Source organism: Streptomyces sp. NEAU-W12, assembly GCF_026242095.1.
Classification (GTDB): domain Bacteria; phylum Actinomycetota; class Actinomycetes; order Streptomycetales; family Streptomycetaceae; genus Streptomyces.
Map to the genome: position 1 here is coordinate 262,066 of NZ_JAPJDM010000001.1, position 17,163 is coordinate 279,228.

The window sequence follows — 17,163 nt, forward strand, 5'->3', positions numbered from 1 at the left end:
GGGCTGGTGTGTCCCCATGGGTTCAGGGGCTCCGGCTCTCGCGCGAAGCCTACTGCGCCGTGGGGGCGCCCCGGTTGGGCACACGGGACCTGCGCCCCGGCCCGTCACGGCCGGGGCGCTTCACGGTATGCGGGAGGAGGCGCCCGACGGGATGTTCCGCCGGGCGGGCCCTAGTCGAAGATCCCGCCGAACAGGCCGCCGTGCGCCATGCCGAGGAAGAAACCGATCGCCGCGGCGCCCAGTCCCAGGATCAGGCCGAAGCGCTCCCGCGTCGTCTCCGAGATCCACTGGCCGTACGCGCCGGTGAGGATTCCCACCAGGCCGGTCCAGGAGCTGAGCAGGTGCAGCTGGTGGAACATCGCGGTGACGAGGGACGTGACCCCCAGTACCAGGGTCACCGCGAGCAGGGCCTTCTGGACTGGGTGGGGTTTGCCGTCCGTGGCGAAAAGGCCTCCGGCGGTGTTGGGTCGCAATGCCTGTGCCATGGGGCACCTCCTGCGAAAGGCGGCGCATCGTAGCGCCATACACACCCGATGTGTACAGACTGACGGGCTTCCGAGACGGATTTCAACCGGAAGCCGCTGTGCGGGTACTCTGTACCGTCTGCACCGGTGTCTGTTCGGACAGATCCAGTCACGTTCAGGACAGGGCCACGGGTCCGCCCCGGCCGACCTGGAGAAACCGCCGCCCGACCGCGATTGTCAGTGGCGGCTGTTCTACTGACAGGCATCGTTGCGCAACGCATCACGACCCTCCTGCCACGGAACGACCGTGGCCGCTGAGTCCAAAGGAGGTGGGTTCCACATGCGTCACTACGAGGTGATGGTCATCCTCGACCCCGATCTCGAGGAGCGTGCTGTCTCCCCGCTGATCGAGAACTTCCTCTCTGTCGTCCGTGACGGCGGCGGAAAGGTCGAGAAGGTCGACACCTGGGGCCGTCGTCGTCTCTCGTACGAGATCAAGAAGAAGCCCGAGGGCATCTACTCGGTCATCGACCTGCAGGCCGAGCCTGCGGTCGTCAAGGAGCTCGACCGCCAGATGAACCTGAACGAGTCGGTCCTCCGGACCAAGGTCCTCCGCCCCGAGAACCACTGAGCCCTTTCGCTCAGCTGGTCTCGGGATCCGAGTAGCAGTACTAGCAGCCAGCAGCAAACCCGCCGAGAGGTTCCCCCATGGCAGGCGAGACCGTCATCACGGTCGTCGGCAACCTTGTCGATGACCCCGAGCTGCGCTTCACCCCGTCCGGTGCGGCCGTCGCGAAGTTCCGTGTCGCGTCGACTCCCCGCACCTTCGACCGCCAGACGAACGAGTGGAAGGACGGCGAGAGCCTGTTCCTGACCTGCTCGGTCTGGCGCCAGGCGGCGGAGAATGTCGCCGAGTCGCTCCAGCGAGGCATGCGCGTCGTCGTGCAGGGCCGGCTGAAGCAGCGGTCCTACGAGGACCGTGAGGGCGTCAAGCGCACGGTCTACGAACTGGATGTCGAGGAAGTCGGCGCCAGCCTGCGCAACGCCACGGCCAAGGTCACCAAGACCACCGGCCGCGGCGGCCAGGGTGGTTACGGCGGCGGTGGCGGCAACCAGGGTGGCGGCGGCTGGGGCGGAAGCCCCGGCGGCGGCCAGCAGGGTGGCGGCGCTCCGGCCGACGACCCCTGGGCCTCCGGCGCTCCTGCCGGTGGCCAGCAGGGTGGCGGCGGCCAGGGTGGCGGCGGCTGGGGCGGAGGCTCCGGCAGCGGCGGTGGCGGCGGCTACTCGGACGAGCCCCCCTTCTAGGCGGGGCCGCACCACACTTCTTGATCACACAGGAGATACATCATGGCGAAGCCGCCTGTGCGCAAGCCTAAGAAGAAGGTCTGCGCATTCTGCAAGGACAAGGTCACGTACGTGGACTACAAGGACACGAACATGCTGCGGAAGTTCATTTCCGACCGTGGCAAGATCCGTGCCCGTCGCGTGACCGGCAACTGCACTCAGCACCAGCGTGACGTCGCCACGGCCGTCAAGAACAGCCGTGAGATGGCGCTGCTGCCCTACACCTCCACCGCGCGATAAGGGAAGGGTGACCGACTCATGAAGATCATCCTCACCCACGAGGTCTCCGGCCTCGGTGCCGCGGGCGACGTCGTCGACGTCAAGGACGGTTACGCTCGCAACTACCTGGTTCCCCGGAAGCTCGCGATCCGCTGGACCAAGGGTGGCGAGAAGGACGTCGAGCAGATCCGTCGCGCTCGCAAGATCCACGAGATCCAGACCATCGAGCAGGCCAACCAGGTGAAGGCCCAGCTCGAGGGCGTCAAGGTTCGTCTCGCGGTCCGCTCCGGCGACGCCGGTCGTCTCTTCGGTTCCGTCACGCCGGCCGACATCGCTTCCGCGATCAAGGCCGCCGGCGGTCCTCAGGTCGACAAGCGTCGCATCGAGCTCGGCGCGCCGATCAAGACCCTCGGTGCCCACGAGACGTTCGTACGTCTGCACCCCGAGGTTGCCGCCAAGGTCGACCTCGAGGTTGTCTCGGAGTAGTTGCTGTTCGTTGTAGCAGTGGGATGGGGCCGCACCTTCAGGGTGCGGCCCCATCGTCGTTTCACGTGAAATGTGGGGTTCCACGTGAAACGGTCAGCGTGCGGCGCCGGTGACGACCCAGCGGCCCGAGCGGGTACGGAACCACAGGGTCAGCAGCCGAACGGCCATCATGAGCGCCATCGTGCCCCACAGTGCGGTGAGCCCGCCTCCGAACACCGGGACCAGCAGGGCGAACGGAGTGAAGACCGCCAGGGTGATCAGCATCGCCCATGCCAGATACGGCCCGTCGCCCGCGCCCATCAGTACCCCGTCCAGAACGAAGACGATGCCGGAGATGGGTTGGGACAGCGCGACGATCACCAGAGCCGGCAGTGCTGTGTCCGTGACCGTGGAATCGCCGGTGAACAGAGGCAGGAAGACCGGCCGGGCGAGCACCACGAGTACCCCGAGGGCGGCCCCGACCGCGAAGCCCCACTCCACCATGCGACGGCACACCTGGCGGGCACCCTGGGCGTCCCCGGCTCCCAGGTAGCGGCCGATGATGGCCTGCCCGGCGATCGCGATGGCGTCCAGCGCGAAGGCCAGCAGGCTCCACAGGGAGAGGATGATCTGGTGAGCCGCGATGTCGGAGTCACCCATTCGGGCGGCGACTGCGGTGGTGATCATCAGGATGGCCCTGAGCGAGAGGGTCCGTACCAGCAAGGGTGCGCCGGCCTGGGCGGAGGCTCTGATCCCTGCGAGGTCCGGGCGTAGCGAGGCACCGTGTTTGCGCACTCCCCTCAGCACCACGATCAGGTAGGCAACGGCCATACCCCACTGGGCGACGAACGTGCCCCAGGCGGAGCCCGCGATACCGAAACCGGCGCCGTAGACGAGGGCGACATTGAGAACGCCGTTGGCGGCGAAGCCGCCGACGGCGACGTAGAGAGGGGTCCTGGTGTCCTGCAGTCCGCGGAGGACACCGGTCGCGGCGAGCACGATCAACATGGCCGGTATGCCGAGTGAGGAAATACGCAGGTAGGTGATCGCGTAGGGAGACGCGGTGTCCGAGGTGCCGAACAGATCCACGAGGGTGGGTGCCAGGGGCAGGATTACGGCGACGACACCGACACCGAGGAACAGGGCAAGCCAGATTCCGTCCATGCCCTGGCGGATGGCTGAGGGGAGGTCGCCGGCGCCGACCCGCCGGGCGACGGCGGCCGTGGTGGCGTAGGCGAGGAAGACGAAGACACTGACGGCGGTCATCAGGAGGGCCGAGGCGACACCGAGTCCGGCGAGCTGTGCTGTGCCGAGATGGCCGACGATGGCGCTGTCTGCCATGACGAAGAGGGGTTCGGCGACGAGGGCGCCGAATGCCGGTACGGCCAGCATGACGATCTCGCGGTCGTGCTGCCGTCGGACGGCTCGGGGGCGCGCGGGGGCCTGTGTCATGTGCACCAATCTAATCATCCACAGGTAAGAGACGCAATGCTCAAGGGACCCTTACGTGATGGCTCAGGGTGTGTGCGTGCATACAGCACTCGGGGAGATCTTGGGCCGATGGGGAAAGTTTTTGTTCTGCACAGGCAGTGGACGATGAAACACCAGGTGAGGGACTCCGTTGCGGATCGATGCGGGTCTTGTTCACAGGGCTGTCCACCGGGTCGTGCACAGGTTTGGCGGACTTCTCCACAACATTGGGCCGGTCGTCCACATGCCCTGTGGATAACCAGATTGGCTGACGGTGCGGAGGGGCCTACGGTGGTCCGGCGCCTGCTCCGTCCGCCGGTTTCCAGAAGGTCGCAAAACCGGCGCGCGACAACCGGAGTCGGGCGTCCTATTTGTCAGTGCCGTGCCGTAGAAAAAGAGGGGCATGGCGAGGTCCGCTCGGCGGACGGGAGGAGGTGGCTCGGTGAGCATTTCCGAGCCCTTGGACGACCCGTGGGCCGACAGCGGACCCAGTGATCGTCTGCCCGCCTCCCGGCGCCGCGAGGACGGGGGCCGGAGCCGCGACGAGCAGCACGACCGTGGCCGTGACTCCGGCGGATGGGACGGCGCGGGCTCCGCCTTCGAGCGGGTGCCGCCGCAGGACCTCGAGGCCGAGCAGTCCGTTCTGGGCGGCATGCTGTTGTCCAAGGACGCCATCGCCGATGTCGTCGAGATCCTCAAGGGCCACGACTTCTACAAGCCGGCTCACGAAACCGTCTACACGGCCATTCTTGACATCTACGCGAAGGGCGAGCCGGCCGACCCCATCACGATCGCCGCGGAGCTGACCAAGCGCGGCGAGATCAACAAGGTGGGCGGGGCCTCGTATCTGCACACCCTCGTCCAGATGGTGCCCACGGCGGCCAACGCGGCGTACTACGCGGAGATCGTGCACGAGCGCGCCGTGCTGCGCCGCCTGGTCGAAGCCGGTACGCGCATCACCCAGATGGGATACGCGGCCGACGACGACGTCGACGAGATCGTCAATCGTGCGCAGGCCGAGATCTACGCCGTCACCGAACAGCGCACCAGCGAGGACTACCTCCCGCTCGGCGACATCATGGAAGGCGCGCTGGACGAGATCGAGGCGATCGGCTCGCGCAGCGGTGAGATGACCGGTGTGCCCACGGGGTTCACAGACTTCGACTCGCTCACCAATGGGCTGCATCCCGGGCAGATGATCGTCATTGCCGCGCGTCCCGCGATGGGCAAGTCGACGCTCGCGCTGGACTTCGCCCGTGCCGCGTCCATCAAGCACAACCTGCCGAGTGTGGTCTTCTCGCTCGAGATGGGGCGCAACGAGATCGCGATGCGTCTGCTGTCCGCCGAGGCCAGGGTCGCCCTGCACCACATGCGGTCCGGCACGATGACCGACGAGGACTGGACCCGCCTTGCACGCCGGATGCCGGACGTGTCGGCGGCGCCGCTCTACATCGACGACTCCCCGAACCTGTCGATGATGGAGATCCGCGCCAAGTGCCGTCGGCTGAAGCAGCGCAACGACCTGCGGCTGGTCGTCATCGACTACCTCCAGCTGATGCAGTCCGGCGGTTCCAAACGGGCGGAGAGCCGTCAGCAGGAGGTCTCGGACATGTCCCGTAGCCTCAAGCTGCTCGCCAAGGAACTGGAACTCCCGGTCATCGCGCTCTCCCAGCTCAACCGCGGCCCCGAGCAGCGAACCGACAAGAAGCCGATGGTTTCCGACCTGCGTGAGTCGGGTTCCATCGAGCAGGACGCAGACATGGTCATCCTGTTGCACCGCGAGGACGCGTACGAGAAGGAGTCCCCGCGCGCGGGCGAGGCCGACCTGATCGTGGCCAAGCACCGAAACGGCCCGACGGCCACCATCACGGTCGCCTTCCAGGGCCATTACTCCCGCTTCGTGGACATGGCGCAGACCTGACCGGTTCTTTTCCTGTCGGACGCCAGGGAACAGCACGGATGACGGCCGCAGTGCTTGACTCTTCCGTATGTCGACGACTCTCGGTGTGCCCCGACCTGATCAGGCTGACTACATGCTGCGAGCGGCAGTCGGCGCCGGCCGCGGCTACAAGCGGGAGCTGATGGACCGGCTGGACGTACAGGCGGGACAGACGGCACTCGACGTGGGCTGCGGTCCGGGTGCCGACCTGCCGGCACTGGCCGGACGTGTGGGTGTCAGCGGCACGGTGATCGGAGTCGACCGTGACCCGGCCATGCTCACCGAGGCGCGCCGGCGCACGAGTGACCTGTTGGCAGTGGAGATCCGGGAGGGGGACGCCCACTCCCTGCCCGTCACACCGGGGACAGTGGACCGGGCCAAGACAGACCGGGTTCTCATGCATGTCGCCGAGCCCACCGATGTTCTGGCACAGCTCCACCTGGTCACCCGGCCAGGTGCGCGGATCGGTCTCGCCGAACCCGATTGGGACACATTGATCGTCGACGCGGAGGATCTCGACACAAGCCGCGCCTTCACGCGCTACACCACCTCGGAAGTGGTCCGGCACGCCACCATCGGCCGCAGCCTCGCCCGCCACGCCGAGCAAGCCGGCTTCACCGTTGAGGCGGTGACCGTCACGACACCGGTCTTCCTCGACTTCCGGGACGCGGACCATACTCTGGGCCTGGGCCGCAACATGCAACAGGCCATTCAGGAAGGTCACATCGGTGAGGAACGTGGCCGTCGATGGTTCGCCTCTCTTTCCGAGGGGTCCTTCTTCGCTTCCTTCACGCTCGTCAGTGTGATTTGCTCCCGCTGACGAGCGCCCGGGACGGACGCGGCGACAAACGCTCCGGCACCCAGGCCGTCGGCTTCGTTCGGGTGGAACCCGCACCTGGTGAACTGAGGGCATGACGACACATCAGGAAGAACTGCTGGCCGGCACGCGTCGGGCGTTGCTGCACCGGATCGCCGTCGCCCAGGCGGAGGGGCGTGCTCCGTCGCTCGTCGCGACCGTGGTACGGAGCGGCCAGGCCGTGTGGACGGGGACGCGGTCATCGGTGGAGGGACATGCGCCGGACGAGGACGTGCAGTACCGGATCGGCTCCATCACCAAGACGTTCACCGCCGTTCTCGTTCTCCAGCTGCGTGACGAGGGAGTGATCGACCTCGGGGACCCGCTGGAGAAGTATCTGCCGGGTACGGGCGTGGGGGAGGCGACCCTTGCCGAACTGCTCTCGCACTCGGGCGGTCTGGCGGCCGAGACGCCGGGGCCATGGTGGGAGCGCACCCCCGGTGCACTGCGGCCCGACCTGGCCGATGTCCTGGGCGAGCGGCCCCTGGTGCATCCGGTCGGCCGACGGTTTCACTACTCGAACCCCGGATACGCGCTGCTCGGCGCGCTGGTGGAGAAGCTGCGCGGTGCCTCGTGGGAGGAGGTACTCCGGCGTGACGTGCTCGAGCCCCTGAGCCTGTGTCGGACAGGTGTGCGTCCACAGGCGCCGCATGCGGATGGCTGGGCCGTGCATCCGTGGGCCGACGTGATGCTGCGTGAGCCGGCCGAGGACCTCGGGCGGATGGCGCCGGCGGGACAGCTCTGGTCCACCACGGGTGACTTGGCGCGCTTCGCGGCCTTCCTGGTCAACGGGGACGAACGCGTGCTGAGTGCCGAGTCCTTGCGGGAGATGAGGAGGCCCGCGGCGCCGGTGGAGGCGACGGACGTGGCGAGCGGCTATGCCTACGGCCTGGGTCTGGAGTTGCGTCACCGGGACGGGCGGGCTCTCGTCGGGCACACCGGATCCCTGCCGGGCTTCCTCGCCTGTCTGGCGATCGGAGTGGAGGACGACGTGGCCGCGGTGGTCCTGGCCAACTGCACGTCGGGGCCGCTGCTGTTTCCGGTCGCCGCCGATCTCGTTCGGATCGTCGCCGAGGCGGAGCCGCGTATCCCAGCTCCCTGGCGGCCGTTGCGGGAGGCTGATTCCAGGGTGCTGGCGCTGGTGGGGCAGTGGTACTGGGGGACGCAGGGCTTCGCCCTGCGTCTGTCGGCCGACGGACTGCTGTCGTTGGAGCCGCTGTCCGGTACGGGCCGTCGTACCCGCTTCCGCTCGAATGGTGACGGAACCTGGACCGGGCTGGAGGGTTACTACGCCGGAGAGCTTCTGACGCCTGTACGGCGGCCGGACGGATCGGTGGGCCATCTGGACCTCGGGTCCTTCGTGTTCGGCCGTCAGCCGTACGGGGAGGAGGCTTCCGTGCCTGGTGGGGTGGACTCCGAGGGATGGCGAGGGATCGGCTAGGGCCCGGTTGCCCACCCGGCCTGCTCAGAGGGTCAGAGGGCTTGGAACCTCTGGGGCCTGTGGCTGTTTCACGTGAAACAGCCACTGAGAATTGTTCTTACAGCGCCAGCTTGAAACCCACGTGGGAAGCCGAGCCGTTCGTAGAAGCGGTGGGCATCGGTACGGGTGTTGCCGGAGGTCAGCTGTACCGATCGGTATCTTTGGCGGCGGGATTCGGCGATGGCCCACTTGATGAGCCGGGCTCCCAGACCGCTGCCGCGCTCGTCGGCGTGAATACGGACGCCCTCGATGATCGATCTTGTGGAGCCGCGCCGGGACAGCCCGGGAACGATCGTGAGCTGGAGTGTGCCGACCACGCGGTTCTTGCGGACTGCGACGACCAGGTGCTGGTCGGATCGGCGCTGAGTCGCTTCAGCGCGGCCAGATACGGAGCGAGGTCGTCCGGAGACTCGCGCCGCGCCCCCAGGGCGTCGTCCGCGAGCATACCGACGAGTGCGGGGAGGGCGTGGGCGACCGCGGCGCGTATCTCCAGATCTTCCATGGCGGTACCTTACGCAGGCAGCCGGTACGCTCCGGTGCGGCCGGCTCATGCCGGCACGGACGCCTTCAGTGTCTCCACCGTGCGGGCCAGTGGGACCAGGGCGGAGTTCTCCGCCGCCACGTCGAGTGCCTCGCGCAAGGCGGAGACGTTGGTCGGCCGCGCCTCCTCGAGGAGAGTGAGGCCGGCGGGTGTGACGTTGGCGTAGATGCCACGCCGGTCCGTAGGGCAGAGGTAGCGCTCCAGCAGGCCGCGGTCCTCAAGCCGGGTGACCGGGCGAGTGGTCGCGCTCTGACTGAGTACGGCCGCGTCTGCCACCTGTTTCATCTGCAGATGTCCTCCGTCGCCGTCGTACTGTCGGCTCAACACGTCGAGCAGGGAGTATTCCCGCACGCCCAGATCGTGCCGAGGGCCTGGAGGGCCCGCCCGATGACCGGGTCGGTGCCGTTCTTGCCGCGAGCGCCCTGGTGCTGGCCTTCGTCCCCGCCACCCTCGACCGTCGCGGCAAGGCCTTGGGCGCCGTGACAGTCATCCAGGCGCCTACCGAGTGGCGGACCGCGGTTCCTCACTGACCGGGACACCTGTGGGCGCAGAGGTCGGGGCCGCCTCCGCACCCTCCGGCGGGTCCCTTTGCCGCCACAGTCGGTACCGCCTGCACCCCCGGTACCACTTCCCTCACGGACCTCACCGCTTCAAGCGCCACCACTGCACACGAGAAGTACCTGTTCGCGAACACCAGCACCGCTGTCGCCCTGCTCACCACCGGCGATGCCGCAGCCCTCGTCATGGCCGCACAGCAGGCCGCCGGGGCCACGGTCAGCGTGACCGTCCTGGACGCGGGTGGGCATCTGCTCGCCTTCCGGCGGGACGACCGCGCCGTGCTGATCTCCGGCGAGACCAGCACCCGCAAGGCGTACACCGCTCTTCAACTGAACACGCCCACAGTCCACCTCGTCGACGTCGTACAGCCCGGGGAACTCTTCCACACCCTGCCCACCGCACTGGGCCAGCCGTTGCTGTTCATCGCGGGGGGCGTGCCCGTCCAGCGTGGCGGCCGTCCGGTCGGCGCGATCGGCGTCGGCGGCGGCACGCCGGAGCAGGATCACTCCTTAGCCACGGCCGCAGTGGACGCTCTTGCCTGAACAGCGGGCCCCAGACAGGTACGCCGGTTCTGCGCCGATCCCCGGCATCTGCGCGAACTGACGTCGTCGTGGCCGGACTGCCTCAGCCGGCCGCGACTGTCACAGGGGCGAACCGCCTGGTCCAGTCGCCGGGCAGGTCCGTGCTCCCGTACGTCATCACCGCGTTGAAGGTGATGGATGCCAGACCGCGTGCCTTCGCCCAGGCAAGCAACTCTTCGTGTCGCACGTCGATGTCGGTGCGCAGTGACCGGTCGGTATGGGCGGCGAGTGAAGCGATGAGCGCCTTGGCCACGAGGGTGTCACGGGCGATCAGGGGGCCCACGACATGAGTGTCCGTGTTGGGCCACGCAGCGGCGTAGCCGACGATCCGGCCGTCCTCCTCGGCCACACGCAGCTGGTCGGCGAATGCGGGCAGCCGGGCGACGATGTGTGTGCGGTCCGCTCCGAACACGCCCTCGTCGAGCCGGAGGAGGGCGGGCAGGTCCCTGGCGGTTGCGGTGCGCGTGAAGACCCCGGTCTCCGGTCCACCCGCGCCCGGGACGAAGTGCCCGTGGAGCATCTCCACCCGGCCGGTGACCTTGAAACCGAGCTCCTCGTAGAGGGGGAGGCCGTACGACGTCGCGTGCAGTGTCAGCGGCGTGGAGCCCATCGCCGAGACCACGTGGCGCATCAGCCGGCGTCCTACACCCTGCCGGGCATGCCGCTTGGCGACCAGGACCATGCCGATGGCACCGAGCGTGGGCTGTTCCTGGGGCCCGTACTCGGTGACGACGCAGGCGGATACCAGCCCGCCGTCGGGGTCGTCGATGCCGTACCCCTTCCCGGCGGAGAGGAGGAATCCCCACTTGTGTTCTTCGCGCGACCACCCCCGGTCCTCGGACAAGTCGGCGCAGGCCGAGAGATCGCGGAGTGTCAGGCGGCGGATGGGCAGAGAGACAGAGGGAGGTGTCGGCACGCAGGTCAGGCTGTCCGACGTCGGCTGTCGGCGTCCACTTGTTTCCGAAGATCGATGCGGCCTTTCGGTCACACCGAGGCCGATGCGGGGATGCGGTCGCCGGTAGAGGATGTTTCACGTGAAACGTCCGAAACGAACGAACTTGCCACAGGGTCAGCCCAGATCGGGAGCGTGCAGGGCACGCACACCCTCGATGTTGCCGTCCAGATAGTGCCGCAGCGACAGTGGGACGAGGTGGACGGAAGCGATGCCCACGCGAGTGAACGGCACACGGACGATCTGGTACTCACCGGCGGGCTCGTCGACCTCCGGGCCGTGCCGCAACGAGGGGTCCATGGAGTCGAGGTGGCAGACGAAGAAGTGCTGCACTTTCACGCCGGTGGCACCGCCGTCCGCGCCGATGTGCTCCACCGTGTCGACGAAGCAGGGCACCACATCACTGATCTTGGCGCCGAGTTCCTCGTACACCTCTCGGTGGAGAGCGTCGACGACGGTCGAGTCCTCCGGCTCTACACCACCGCCCGGAGTGACCCAGTAGGAATCCACGCCGGGCTTGGTGCGCTTGATCAGAATCAGGTGGCCGTCGTCCAGCAGAACGGCTCGAGCGGTGCGCTTGACCACGGGTCGGACGGTCATGGAGGAAATCTGGCCCAGCTCGTTCCACGTGAAACATCACGGGACATCACCGGTCGGATTTCCGGCCGTGGGCCGCACGGTCGGAGGGTCAGCACCAGTCGGTGGCCGCCTGCTGCAGTGCCTCATGGGCGCGTGCGACATGCGGCATGGCCAGGGTGCCGTTCCGGGCCGCCAGGAAGTACGTACGCAACGGCGGCACCGGGGGCTCGTGCAGGGCGGTCACTTCCCCCCGCTCGAGTGCGGCTGTGCACAGATACCGGGGCAGCACGGCCAGCCCGGCCCCCGCGACTGCGCAGGCCAGCACCGCGCGTAGATCCGGGACGACGACAGCGCCCGTGGTGGCAGGTCGGGAGTCGAAGACGGAGGCCCAGTAACGAGAGACGAGGGGGAGCGACTCATGCACCTCGATCACCGGGATCTGTTCCAGAGCGGATACCCCTGTGGGGTGAACCCTGTCGGAGTCGATCCGCTCGGCCCACCGGGGCGCGGCGACGAGGACGTGTTCCTCGTCGCAGAGCGGAGTCGCCGAGAGCAGTGCGCCGCGTGGCCGGACCGTACTGATAGCCAGATCGTGTCGTCCGGCGGCCAGCCCCTCCAGTGTCTCCTCGGCGGTTCCGAAGGATGCGCGCAGGGTGAGGCTCTGGCCGTCCCTGCGGGACAGCGCGGTGAGCACGGGCGCCGCCCGCTCGGACGTGAACTCCAAGGGTCCCGCCAGATGCAGCGTCCGCGAGGAGGAGTCCTCGTCGGGCCCGGTTTCGGTGATCTCCGCCAGGGCGTCGAGATGGGGTGCGGCCTTGTGGGCGAGCTCGTCCCCGATGGTCGTGGGGGTCACGCCACGGGCCTGTCGCAGGAATAACGGCCGTCCCAGCTGCCGCTCCAGGGTCCGGATCTGTGAGGTCACGGCCGGCTGGGAGAGGCCGAGCAGGGCGGCGGCACGGGTGAAGGACCCGGCTCGGTGCACGGTCACGAAGGTCCGCAGCAAGGCCAGATCCACAGCACGTCCTCCCGTTTGTCGACCCCGCTGCCGATTCGGCACAACTATAAATATGGCGATAGGTGACCGTCGCTACAGTGATTGGACACTGACACGGAGTCAACTAGCCTTGTTCGCGCGGTTCTTCGCACGCGCAGAACCGGGACGGTCCGAGCCACGAGGGGGGAGACTCGGACCGTCCGTCGTCCGAGCCGGGTTCTTGGCGCCCCACCCGGACGGGCCGGTCAGCCGGCCGACTCGTCGAGTGCGCGCAGCACGTCCGCCACCAGATCGGCGGGGTCCTCGGCACCGACGGACAAGCGGACGAAGCCCTCCGGCACCGCGTCCCCGCCCCAACGACCCCTTCGTTCGGCTGTGGACCGCACACCGCCGAAGCTCGTCGCGTCGTCCACGAGCCGCAGCCCGTCGAGGAACCGGTCCGCACGCGCGCGTGAGGGCAGCGTGAAGGACACCACGCATCCGTAGCGCCGCATCTGCTGCGAGGCGATCTTGTGCGAGGGATCGTCAGGCAGCCCCGGATAGCGCAGCCCTGTCACCTCGGGCCGTTCCCGCAGCGCTTGGGCCAGCATCAGTGCCGTGTCGTTCTGCCGGTCGACCCGCAACTGGAGCGTGGCGATCGAGCGGTGTGCGAGCCAGGCCTCCATGGGCCCGGCAATGGCACCGGCGATCTTGCGCCAGCGGCGTACCGAGGCCATCGCCTCGGCATCGCGGCCGGCGACGTATCCCAGCAGGATGTCGCCGTGCCCGGTGAGCTGCTTGGTACCGCTGGCCACGGTGAAGTCGGCACCGAGCTCCAGGGGGCGCTGGCCGAGCGGTGTCGCGAGGGTGTTGTCGACGGCGACCAGCGCACCGCGTGCGTGTGCCGCCTCGGCGAGTCGTCGCACGTCGCACACGTCGAGCCCGGGGTTGGACGGAGTCTCGATCCACAGCAGCCTCGCGCCGTCGAGGAGATCGAGTTGGGCGTCGCCGCCGGTCGGTGCGGTGCGCACCTCGATGCCGTACGCCTCCAGCTGGGCGCGTACCAGAGGCAGTGCCTGATAGCCGTCGTTCGGCAGGACGGCAACGTCCCCGGTGCGGAGCTGGGAGAAGAGCACCGAGGAGATCGCTGCCATGCCCGAGGGGAAGACCAGGGTTTCGACGCCGTCCTGTCCCGGTGCCTCCAGTTCCCCGATGGCCCGCTCCAGCAGCGTCCAGGTCGGGTTCTCGTCCCTGCCGTAGGTGTAGGGGCCGGTGGGGTCACCGGGCAGGTGGAAGTGGGCGGCGAAGACGGGGCCGGGCAGGGTCGGCTCGTGCTTGACCGGCTCGGGCAGCCCGGCCCGCACCGCGCGCGTGCCGTCACCGGGAGATGCCTCCCCCGCGCCCGCCCCGTGGCCGCTGTTCTTTGTCCGATCGCTCATGCCGCCCGTCCTTCCGCTTGCTCACGTATCGAGGAGAGCAGCCCGTCGCTCGCCGCCTCCACCATCTCAAGACACGTGGAGAAGTCGTCCGTCTCCCCGTAGTAAGGGTCGGGTACGTCTAGATCGTCGCCCGCTCCGGGGTCGTACGAGCGCAGCAGGCGCACCTTGTCCGCGTCCCGCTGGGTGGGGGCCAGGCGGCGCAGGGTCCTGAGATGGCTTGTGTCGAGGACGATGACCAGATCGAGGCGGCCGAACCAGGACGGGTCGAACCGCCGGGCGGTGTGGTCGCCGGCGTAGCCGTTCTCCTCAAGGACGGCCACCGCTCGGGGGTCGGCGCCGTCGCCCGCGTGCCAGCCGTCGGTGCCGGCGCTGTCGGTCTCGACCACGCCGTCGAGACCCGCCTCGACGATGCGCGAGCGGAAGACGGATTCGGCCATCGGGGACCGGCAGATGTTGCCGGTGCAGACGAAACAGACGCGGTAGGCCATGCTGCTCAGTCTCCGTCGGGCAGGACGACGTTCAGGGCCCAGGAGACGACCGAGATGACCAGTCCGCCCAGCACGGCCGTCCAGAAGCCCTCCACATGGAAGCTCAGGTCGACCACGTCGGCGAGCCAGGAGGTGAGCATCAGCATCAGAGCGTTCACCACCAGTGTGAACAGCCCGAGCGTCAGGATGAGCAGCGGGAGACTGAGGAGCTGCACGAGTGGTTTGACCAGGAAGTTCACCACGCCGAAGATCAACGCGACGAGTATGAGGGTACCGATCTCCTTGCCCGTGCTGTCGCCGGACAGGGTGATCTTGTCGATCAGCCACACCGCGACCGCGAGGGCCGCGGCGTTGGCGATCGTCTTGACTACGAAATTCTTCATGTGTCTGATCGTGGCAGACAGGACCGGACATGAGCAGTGAGGCAGGGGCGGACAAGGCTATGAAGGCATTTCGGCTGGACGAACTGGAGGCCGAACGCGCCGCCAACGAGGGCGCCTACCTCCAGTTCCTGCGGGAGCGGAACATGTCGGTCGGTCTGTACGCCCTGGACGCGGGCGGGCAGGATCCGCAGCAGCCGCACGGCCAGGACGAGGTGTACTTCGTCGTCAGCGGCAGGGCGGCCATCACCGTCGGCATGGAGACCACGCAGGTGGCCCGTGGCAGCGTCGTGTACGTGCCGGCCGGGGTCGCGCACAAGTTCCATCACATCAGTGAGGACCTGAGGGTCCTGGTGGTGTTCTCTCCGCCCGAGAGCTGAGCGGCGGTCCCGGGTTCCCTAGGGGACCGCTCAGGGGAGGACAAGGGATCCGAGGCCCCCGGCAGGGCTCCTGCCGCCCTAGCATCGAGTGCAGGACATCATTCACGTGACCCGGTACGAGACGGGCGAAGCAGGTAAGGACGAAGGCGATGCGAGAGATCTTCATGGGACTGCCGTGGTGGGTGAAGTGGATCGCGGTGCCCGTCATCGCCCTGGTCGTGTTCGGCGGCCTGATAGCCAGCGTGGTCGGCTTCGTGATCGGACTGCTCTTCAAGGTGCTGGTCTTCGTCGCCCTGGTCGGCGGACTCATCTATGTGGTGCGGAAGTTCACGTCGAGCTCGACGTCGCGCGGCGACTGGTGAGCTGCACGGGGAGCCGGTGAAGCGGTAACAGCCGACGCCGGTTCCCTCGGGCGGGGGAAGTTTCCCGGACGGAGCGTCTGTCTGCGGTGACAGACGGTTAGAGTCCGGAAAGCCATGCGGGGGCGGTCCCCGCGAGCGGCGTACACCCCCACCCGTGTTCCCCCGCACGGGCTGCCCCCTCGCTTCGGGAGTGACCCTTGGCCACGGCTGCCACCGTCCCCGCACACCTGTCCGCCGTTCCCTGCCAGCCCCGCGCGCGGGCGGCGTCCGAGCCGGCGCCCGCCGCGACCCTGATCGGTTCGGTGCAGCGCGCGATGCGTCTGCTGGAGTCCGTGGCGGGACACGAGTACGGGGCCCCGGCCAAACAGCTGGCCCGTGAGACGGGACTGGCGCTTCCCACGGCCTACCACCTGCTGCGCACCCTGGTGCATGAGGGCCATCTGCGCCGTGACAAGGGGCTGTTCTTCCTCGGCGACGCGGCCGAGCGACTGACCAGCACCGGAGCCCCGCAGAAACGTCGCCGCACGGTTGTCGACGCGCTCGCGCGCTGGCGTGACGCAATCGGGGCTCCCGTGTATTACGCGGTGTACCGCGAGGGTGAGATCGATTTGGTGTGCGTCTCCGACACCCCGGGGCATCCCGCGGTCCAGGAAGGGGCCGACTTCCGGGCGACCGGCCACGCGCACGCCATCGGACAGTGCCTGCTCTCCCAGCTCGACGTGGCAGCCCGCCGGGACCACCTCGACCGCTACCCCGTGCAGCCCGTCACGCCGTACACCGTGCGCGACGGGCACAGCCTGCTCCGACGCCTGGAGCGGACGCGTCGTATGGAGCCGGTGTTCGCGCGTCAGGAGTACGCGCTGGGCACGGTGTGCGCGGCCGTCCCCATCACAGCCGGTGCCACGGCCGCGACGGTCGCCGTCTCTCTGCCGGCGCACCAGGTTCACCGGCTGCACCCTGCCGCCCAGCAGTTGCAGACGGAAGTGGGCCGTCTGCTGGGGCCATTGGCACTCTCTATCAGTATCTGAAAACTCACTCCTTGTGATTCGCCGTGTACGTTGAGCAAGATTCACCTAGTGTCAGGAGTCCATTCCCGGCCGGTCCGTAGCGAATGACGGGGTAGGCGATGCGCGAGTCCGTGCAGGCAGAGGTCATGATGAGTTTTCTCGTGTCGGAGGAGCTGTCCTTCCGTATCCCGGTGGAACTCCGCTACGACACCTGTGATCCCTACGCCGTACGGCTGACCTTCCATCTTCCCGGTGATGCGCCGGTGACCTGGGCGTTCGGCCGGGAACTGCTGATCGACGGCGTGGGCAGACCATGTGGCGAGGGCGACGTACGCGTATCGCCGGTCGATCCCGACGCCCTGGGCGAGGTGCTGATCCGGCTTCAGGTCGGCGGCGACCACGCACTGTTCCGCTCGTCGACGGCGCCGCTCGTGGCCTTCCTCGACCGCACCGACAAGTTGGTGCCGCTGGGCCAGGAGGGGGCGCTCGCCGACTTCGACGCCCATCTCGACGACGCGCTGGACCGCATTCTGGCGGAGCAGAGCGCCGGGTGAAGCGTTCTGCCACCGGTCACCCGCTGCGGACTGGCCGGCCCGTAGCGGGTGACCGGTGGCCGACTGTCGGAAGGCGGGTCGCCGAGGGAAGGACCGGGGGCGGCCACGAGCGGACGGCGTGATCCGGCGCAG

Annotated in this window: 20 protein-coding genes and 2 pseudogenes; 12 read left to right on the plus strand and 10 right to left on the minus strand. The window is 68.2% G+C overall.

Annotation, left to right across the window (positions count from 1 at the left end):
- Window positions 1–170 precede the first annotated feature (170 nt).
- Complete coding sequence (locus ORI94_RS01130) at window positions 171–485, minus strand: hypothetical protein (RefSeq protein ID WP_266071773.1); 315 nt, start codon at window positions 483–485, stop codon at window positions 171–173.
- Window positions 486–804: 319 nt separating this feature from the next.
- Here ORI94_RS01130 and rpsF point away from each other — a divergent pair, with 319 nt between their 5' ends.
- The 4 genes from rpsF to rplI all read left to right on the plus strand — a co-directional run bounded on the left by rpsF (window position 805) and on the right by rplI (window position 2,513).
- Window positions 805–1,095, plus strand: a complete 291-nt coding sequence (gene rpsF / locus ORI94_RS01135) for a 30S ribosomal protein S6 (protein ID WP_062188887.1) — start codon at window positions 805–807, stop codon at window positions 1,093–1,095.
- A gap of 77 nt (window positions 1,096–1,172) precedes the next feature.
- Window positions 1,173–1,769 carry a single-stranded DNA-binding protein gene (locus ORI94_RS01140; protein ID WP_266071774.1) on the plus strand — a complete coding sequence of 199 codons (597 nt, stop codon included), beginning with the start codon at window positions 1,173–1,175 and terminating at the stop codon, window positions 1,767–1,769.
- Between the two features lie 42 nt (window positions 1,770–1,811).
- Window positions 1,812–2,048 (plus strand): 30S ribosomal protein S18, encoded by a 237-nt coding sequence (gene rpsR / locus ORI94_RS01145; protein ID WP_003949403.1) that lies wholly within the window; start codon window positions 1,812–1,814, stop codon window positions 2,046–2,048.
- Window positions 2,049–2,066: 18 nt separating this feature from the next.
- The gene (rplI, locus tag ORI94_RS01150) at window positions 2,067–2,513 is read left to right on the plus strand and encodes a 50S ribosomal protein L9 (protein ID WP_266071775.1); all 447 of its coding nucleotides are present in this window, start codon (window positions 2,067–2,069) and stop codon (window positions 2,511–2,513) included.
- Window positions 2,514–2,606: 93 nt separating this feature from the next.
- Here the strand turns inward: rplI and ORI94_RS01155 are convergent, their stop codons facing one another.
- Entirely contained in the window at window positions 2,607–3,944 is a 1,338-nt protein-coding gene (locus ORI94_RS01155; protein WP_266071776.1) for an MATE family efflux transporter, read from the minus strand.
- Between the two features lie 460 nt (window positions 3,945–4,404).
- Here ORI94_RS01155 and dnaB point away from each other — a divergent pair, with 460 nt between their 5' ends.
- The 3 genes from dnaB (at window position 4,405) to ORI94_RS01170 (ending at window position 8,198) form a co-directional block, all read left to right on the plus strand.
- Window positions 4,405–5,883 (plus strand): replicative DNA helicase, encoded by a 1,479-nt coding sequence (dnaB, locus tag ORI94_RS01160; protein ID WP_266071777.1) that lies wholly within the window; start codon window positions 4,405–4,407, stop codon window positions 5,881–5,883.
- 67 nt (window positions 5,884–5,950) lie between these two features.
- On the plus strand, window positions 5,951–6,721 hold the full coding sequence (locus ORI94_RS01165) for a methyltransferase domain-containing protein (RefSeq protein ID WP_266071778.1): 771 nt from the start codon (window positions 5,951–5,953) through the stop codon (window positions 6,719–6,721).
- A 91-nt stretch (window positions 6,722–6,812) separates the two neighbouring features.
- Window positions 6,813–8,198: a serine hydrolase domain-containing protein gene (locus tag ORI94_RS01170; protein WP_266071779.1), complete on the plus strand. Its 1,386-nt coding sequence runs from the start codon at window positions 6,813–6,815 to the stop codon at window positions 8,196–8,198.
- Between the two features lie 97 nt (window positions 8,199–8,295).
- On the opposite strand, the pseudogene ORI94_RS01175 reads toward ORI94_RS01170, so the two are convergent.
- Window positions 8,296–8,739: pseudogene (locus tag ORI94_RS01175) on the minus strand (GNAT family N-acetyltransferase).
- A gap of 45 nt (window positions 8,740–8,784) precedes the next feature.
- Window positions 8,785–9,141: pseudogene (locus ORI94_RS01180) on the minus strand (MarR family winged helix-turn-helix transcriptional regulator); the annotation flags it as partial.
- Window positions 9,142–9,521: 380 nt separating this feature from the next.
- Between ORI94_RS01180 and ORI94_RS01185 the strand changes: the two are divergent.
- Entirely contained in the window at window positions 9,522–9,878 is a 357-nt protein-coding gene (locus ORI94_RS01185) for a GlcG/HbpS family heme-binding protein (protein ID WP_266071780.1), read from the plus strand.
- Window positions 9,879–9,960: 82 nt separating this feature from the next.
- On the opposite strand, the gene ORI94_RS01190 is transcribed toward ORI94_RS01185, so the two are convergent.
- From ORI94_RS01190 to ORI94_RS01215, 6 genes are all read right to left on the minus strand, one after another.
- Window positions 9,961–10,833 (minus strand): GNAT family N-acetyltransferase, encoded by an 873-nt coding sequence (locus ORI94_RS01190; RefSeq protein ID WP_266071781.1) that lies wholly within the window; start codon window positions 10,831–10,833, stop codon window positions 9,961–9,963.
- Window positions 10,834–10,986: 153 nt separating this feature from the next.
- Window positions 10,987–11,469, minus strand: a complete 483-nt coding sequence (locus ORI94_RS01195; protein ID WP_266071782.1) for an NUDIX domain-containing protein — start codon at window positions 11,467–11,469, stop codon at window positions 10,987–10,989.
- Between the two features lie 88 nt (window positions 11,470–11,557).
- The gene (locus ORI94_RS01200) at window positions 11,558–12,463 is read right to left on the minus strand and encodes a LysR family transcriptional regulator (protein WP_266071783.1); all 906 of its coding nucleotides are present in this window, start codon (window positions 12,461–12,463) and stop codon (window positions 11,558–11,560) included.
- A 224-nt stretch (window positions 12,464–12,687) separates the two neighbouring features.
- A complete protein-coding gene (locus ORI94_RS01205) occupies window positions 12,688–13,860 on the minus strand; it encodes a cystathionine gamma-lyase (RefSeq protein ID WP_266071784.1) in 1,173 nt (390 codons plus the stop codon).
- A complete protein-coding gene (locus tag ORI94_RS01210; RefSeq protein WP_266071785.1) occupies window positions 13,857–14,348 on the minus strand; it encodes a low molecular weight protein-tyrosine-phosphatase in 492 nt (163 codons plus the stop codon). Before ORI94_RS01210 ends, ORI94_RS01205 begins: the two co-directional genes overlap by 4 nt.
- Before the next feature lie 5 nt (window positions 14,349–14,353).
- Window positions 14,354–14,731: a phage holin family protein gene (locus ORI94_RS01215; RefSeq protein WP_266071786.1), complete on the minus strand. Its 378-nt coding sequence runs from the start codon at window positions 14,729–14,731 to the stop codon at window positions 14,354–14,356.
- 59 nt (window positions 14,732–14,790) lie between these two features.
- On the opposite strand from ORI94_RS01215, the gene ORI94_RS01220 reads away from it, so the two are divergent.
- The 4 genes from ORI94_RS01220 to ORI94_RS01235 all read left to right on the plus strand — a co-directional run bounded on the left by ORI94_RS01220 (window position 14,791) and on the right by ORI94_RS01235 (window position 17,031).
- Entirely contained in the window at window positions 14,791–15,108 is a 318-nt protein-coding gene (locus ORI94_RS01220; protein ID WP_042163256.1) for a cupin domain-containing protein, read from the plus strand.
- A 149-nt stretch (window positions 15,109–15,257) separates the two neighbouring features.
- Window positions 15,258–15,470, plus strand: a complete 213-nt coding sequence (locus ORI94_RS01225) for a DUF5326 family protein (RefSeq protein ID WP_042163258.1) — start codon at window positions 15,258–15,260, stop codon at window positions 15,468–15,470.
- Window positions 15,471–15,760: 290 nt separating this feature from the next.
- Window positions 15,761–16,498, plus strand: coding sequence for an IclR family transcriptional regulator domain-containing protein (locus tag ORI94_RS01230; protein WP_323056019.1), 738 nt, complete (start codon window positions 15,761–15,763; stop codon window positions 16,496–16,498).
- A gap of 98 nt (window positions 16,499–16,596) precedes the next feature.
- Window positions 16,597–17,031: an SsgA family sporulation/cell division regulator gene (locus ORI94_RS01235; RefSeq protein WP_042163260.1), complete on the plus strand. Its 435-nt coding sequence runs from the start codon at window positions 16,597–16,599 to the stop codon at window positions 17,029–17,031.
- Window positions 17,032–17,163: the final 132 nt, after the last annotated feature.

Excerpts from the sequence above, each read along its gene's own strand:
- ORI94_RS01205 (WP_266071784.1), bottom strand. The coding sequence starts at position 13,860 with ATGAGCGATCGGACAAAGAACAGCGGCCACGGGGCGGGCGCGGGGGAG.
- ORI94_RS01225 (WP_042163258.1), top strand. The coding sequence starts at position 15,258 with ATGCGAGAGATCTTCATGGGACTGCCGTGGTGGGTGAAGTGGATCGCG.
- ORI94_RS01130 (WP_266071773.1), bottom strand. The coding sequence starts at position 485 with ATGGCACAGGCATTGCGACCCAACACCGCCGGAGGCCTTTTCGCCACG.
- ORI94_RS01195 (WP_266071782.1), bottom strand. The coding sequence starts at position 11,469 with ATGACCGTCCGACCCGTGGTCAAGCGCACCGCTCGAGCCGTTCTGCTG.
- ORI94_RS01155 (WP_266071776.1), bottom strand. The coding sequence starts at position 3,944 with ATGACACAGGCCCCCGCGCGCCCCCGAGCCGTCCGACGGCAGCACGAC.
- rpsR (WP_003949403.1), top strand. The coding sequence starts at position 1,812 with ATGGCGAAGCCGCCTGTGCGCAAGCCTAAGAAGAAGGTCTGCGCATTC.
- ORI94_RS01165 (WP_266071778.1), top strand. The coding sequence starts at position 5,951 with ATGTCGACGACTCTCGGTGTGCCCCGACCTGATCAGGCTGACTACATG.
- ORI94_RS01215 (WP_266071786.1), bottom strand. The coding sequence starts at position 14,731 with ATGAAGAATTTCGTAGTCAAGACGATCGCCAACGCCGCGGCCCTCGCG.
- ORI94_RS01140 (WP_266071774.1), top strand. The coding sequence starts at position 1,173 with ATGGCAGGCGAGACCGTCATCACGGTCGTCGGCAACCTTGTCGATGAC.
- ORI94_RS01170 (WP_266071779.1), top strand. The coding sequence starts at position 6,813 with ATGACGACACATCAGGAAGAACTGCTGGCCGGCACGCGTCGGGCGTTG.
- ORI94_RS01235 (WP_042163260.1), top strand. The coding sequence starts at position 16,597 with ATGCGCGAGTCCGTGCAGGCAGAGGTCATGATGAGTTTTCTCGTGTCG.
- rpsF (WP_062188887.1), top strand. The coding sequence starts at position 805 with ATGCGTCACTACGAGGTGATGGTCATCCTCGACCCCGATCTCGAGGAG.
- ORI94_RS01220 (WP_042163256.1), top strand. The coding sequence starts at position 14,791 with ATGAAGGCATTTCGGCTGGACGAACTGGAGGCCGAACGCGCCGCCAAC.
- rplI (WP_266071775.1), top strand. The coding sequence starts at position 2,067 with ATGAAGATCATCCTCACCCACGAGGTCTCCGGCCTCGGTGCCGCGGGC.
- ORI94_RS01185 (WP_266071780.1), top strand. The coding sequence starts at position 9,522 with ATGGCCGCACAGCAGGCCGCCGGGGCCACGGTCAGCGTGACCGTCCTG.
- ORI94_RS01210 (WP_266071785.1), bottom strand. The coding sequence starts at position 14,348 with ATGGCCTACCGCGTCTGTTTCGTCTGCACCGGCAACATCTGCCGGTCC.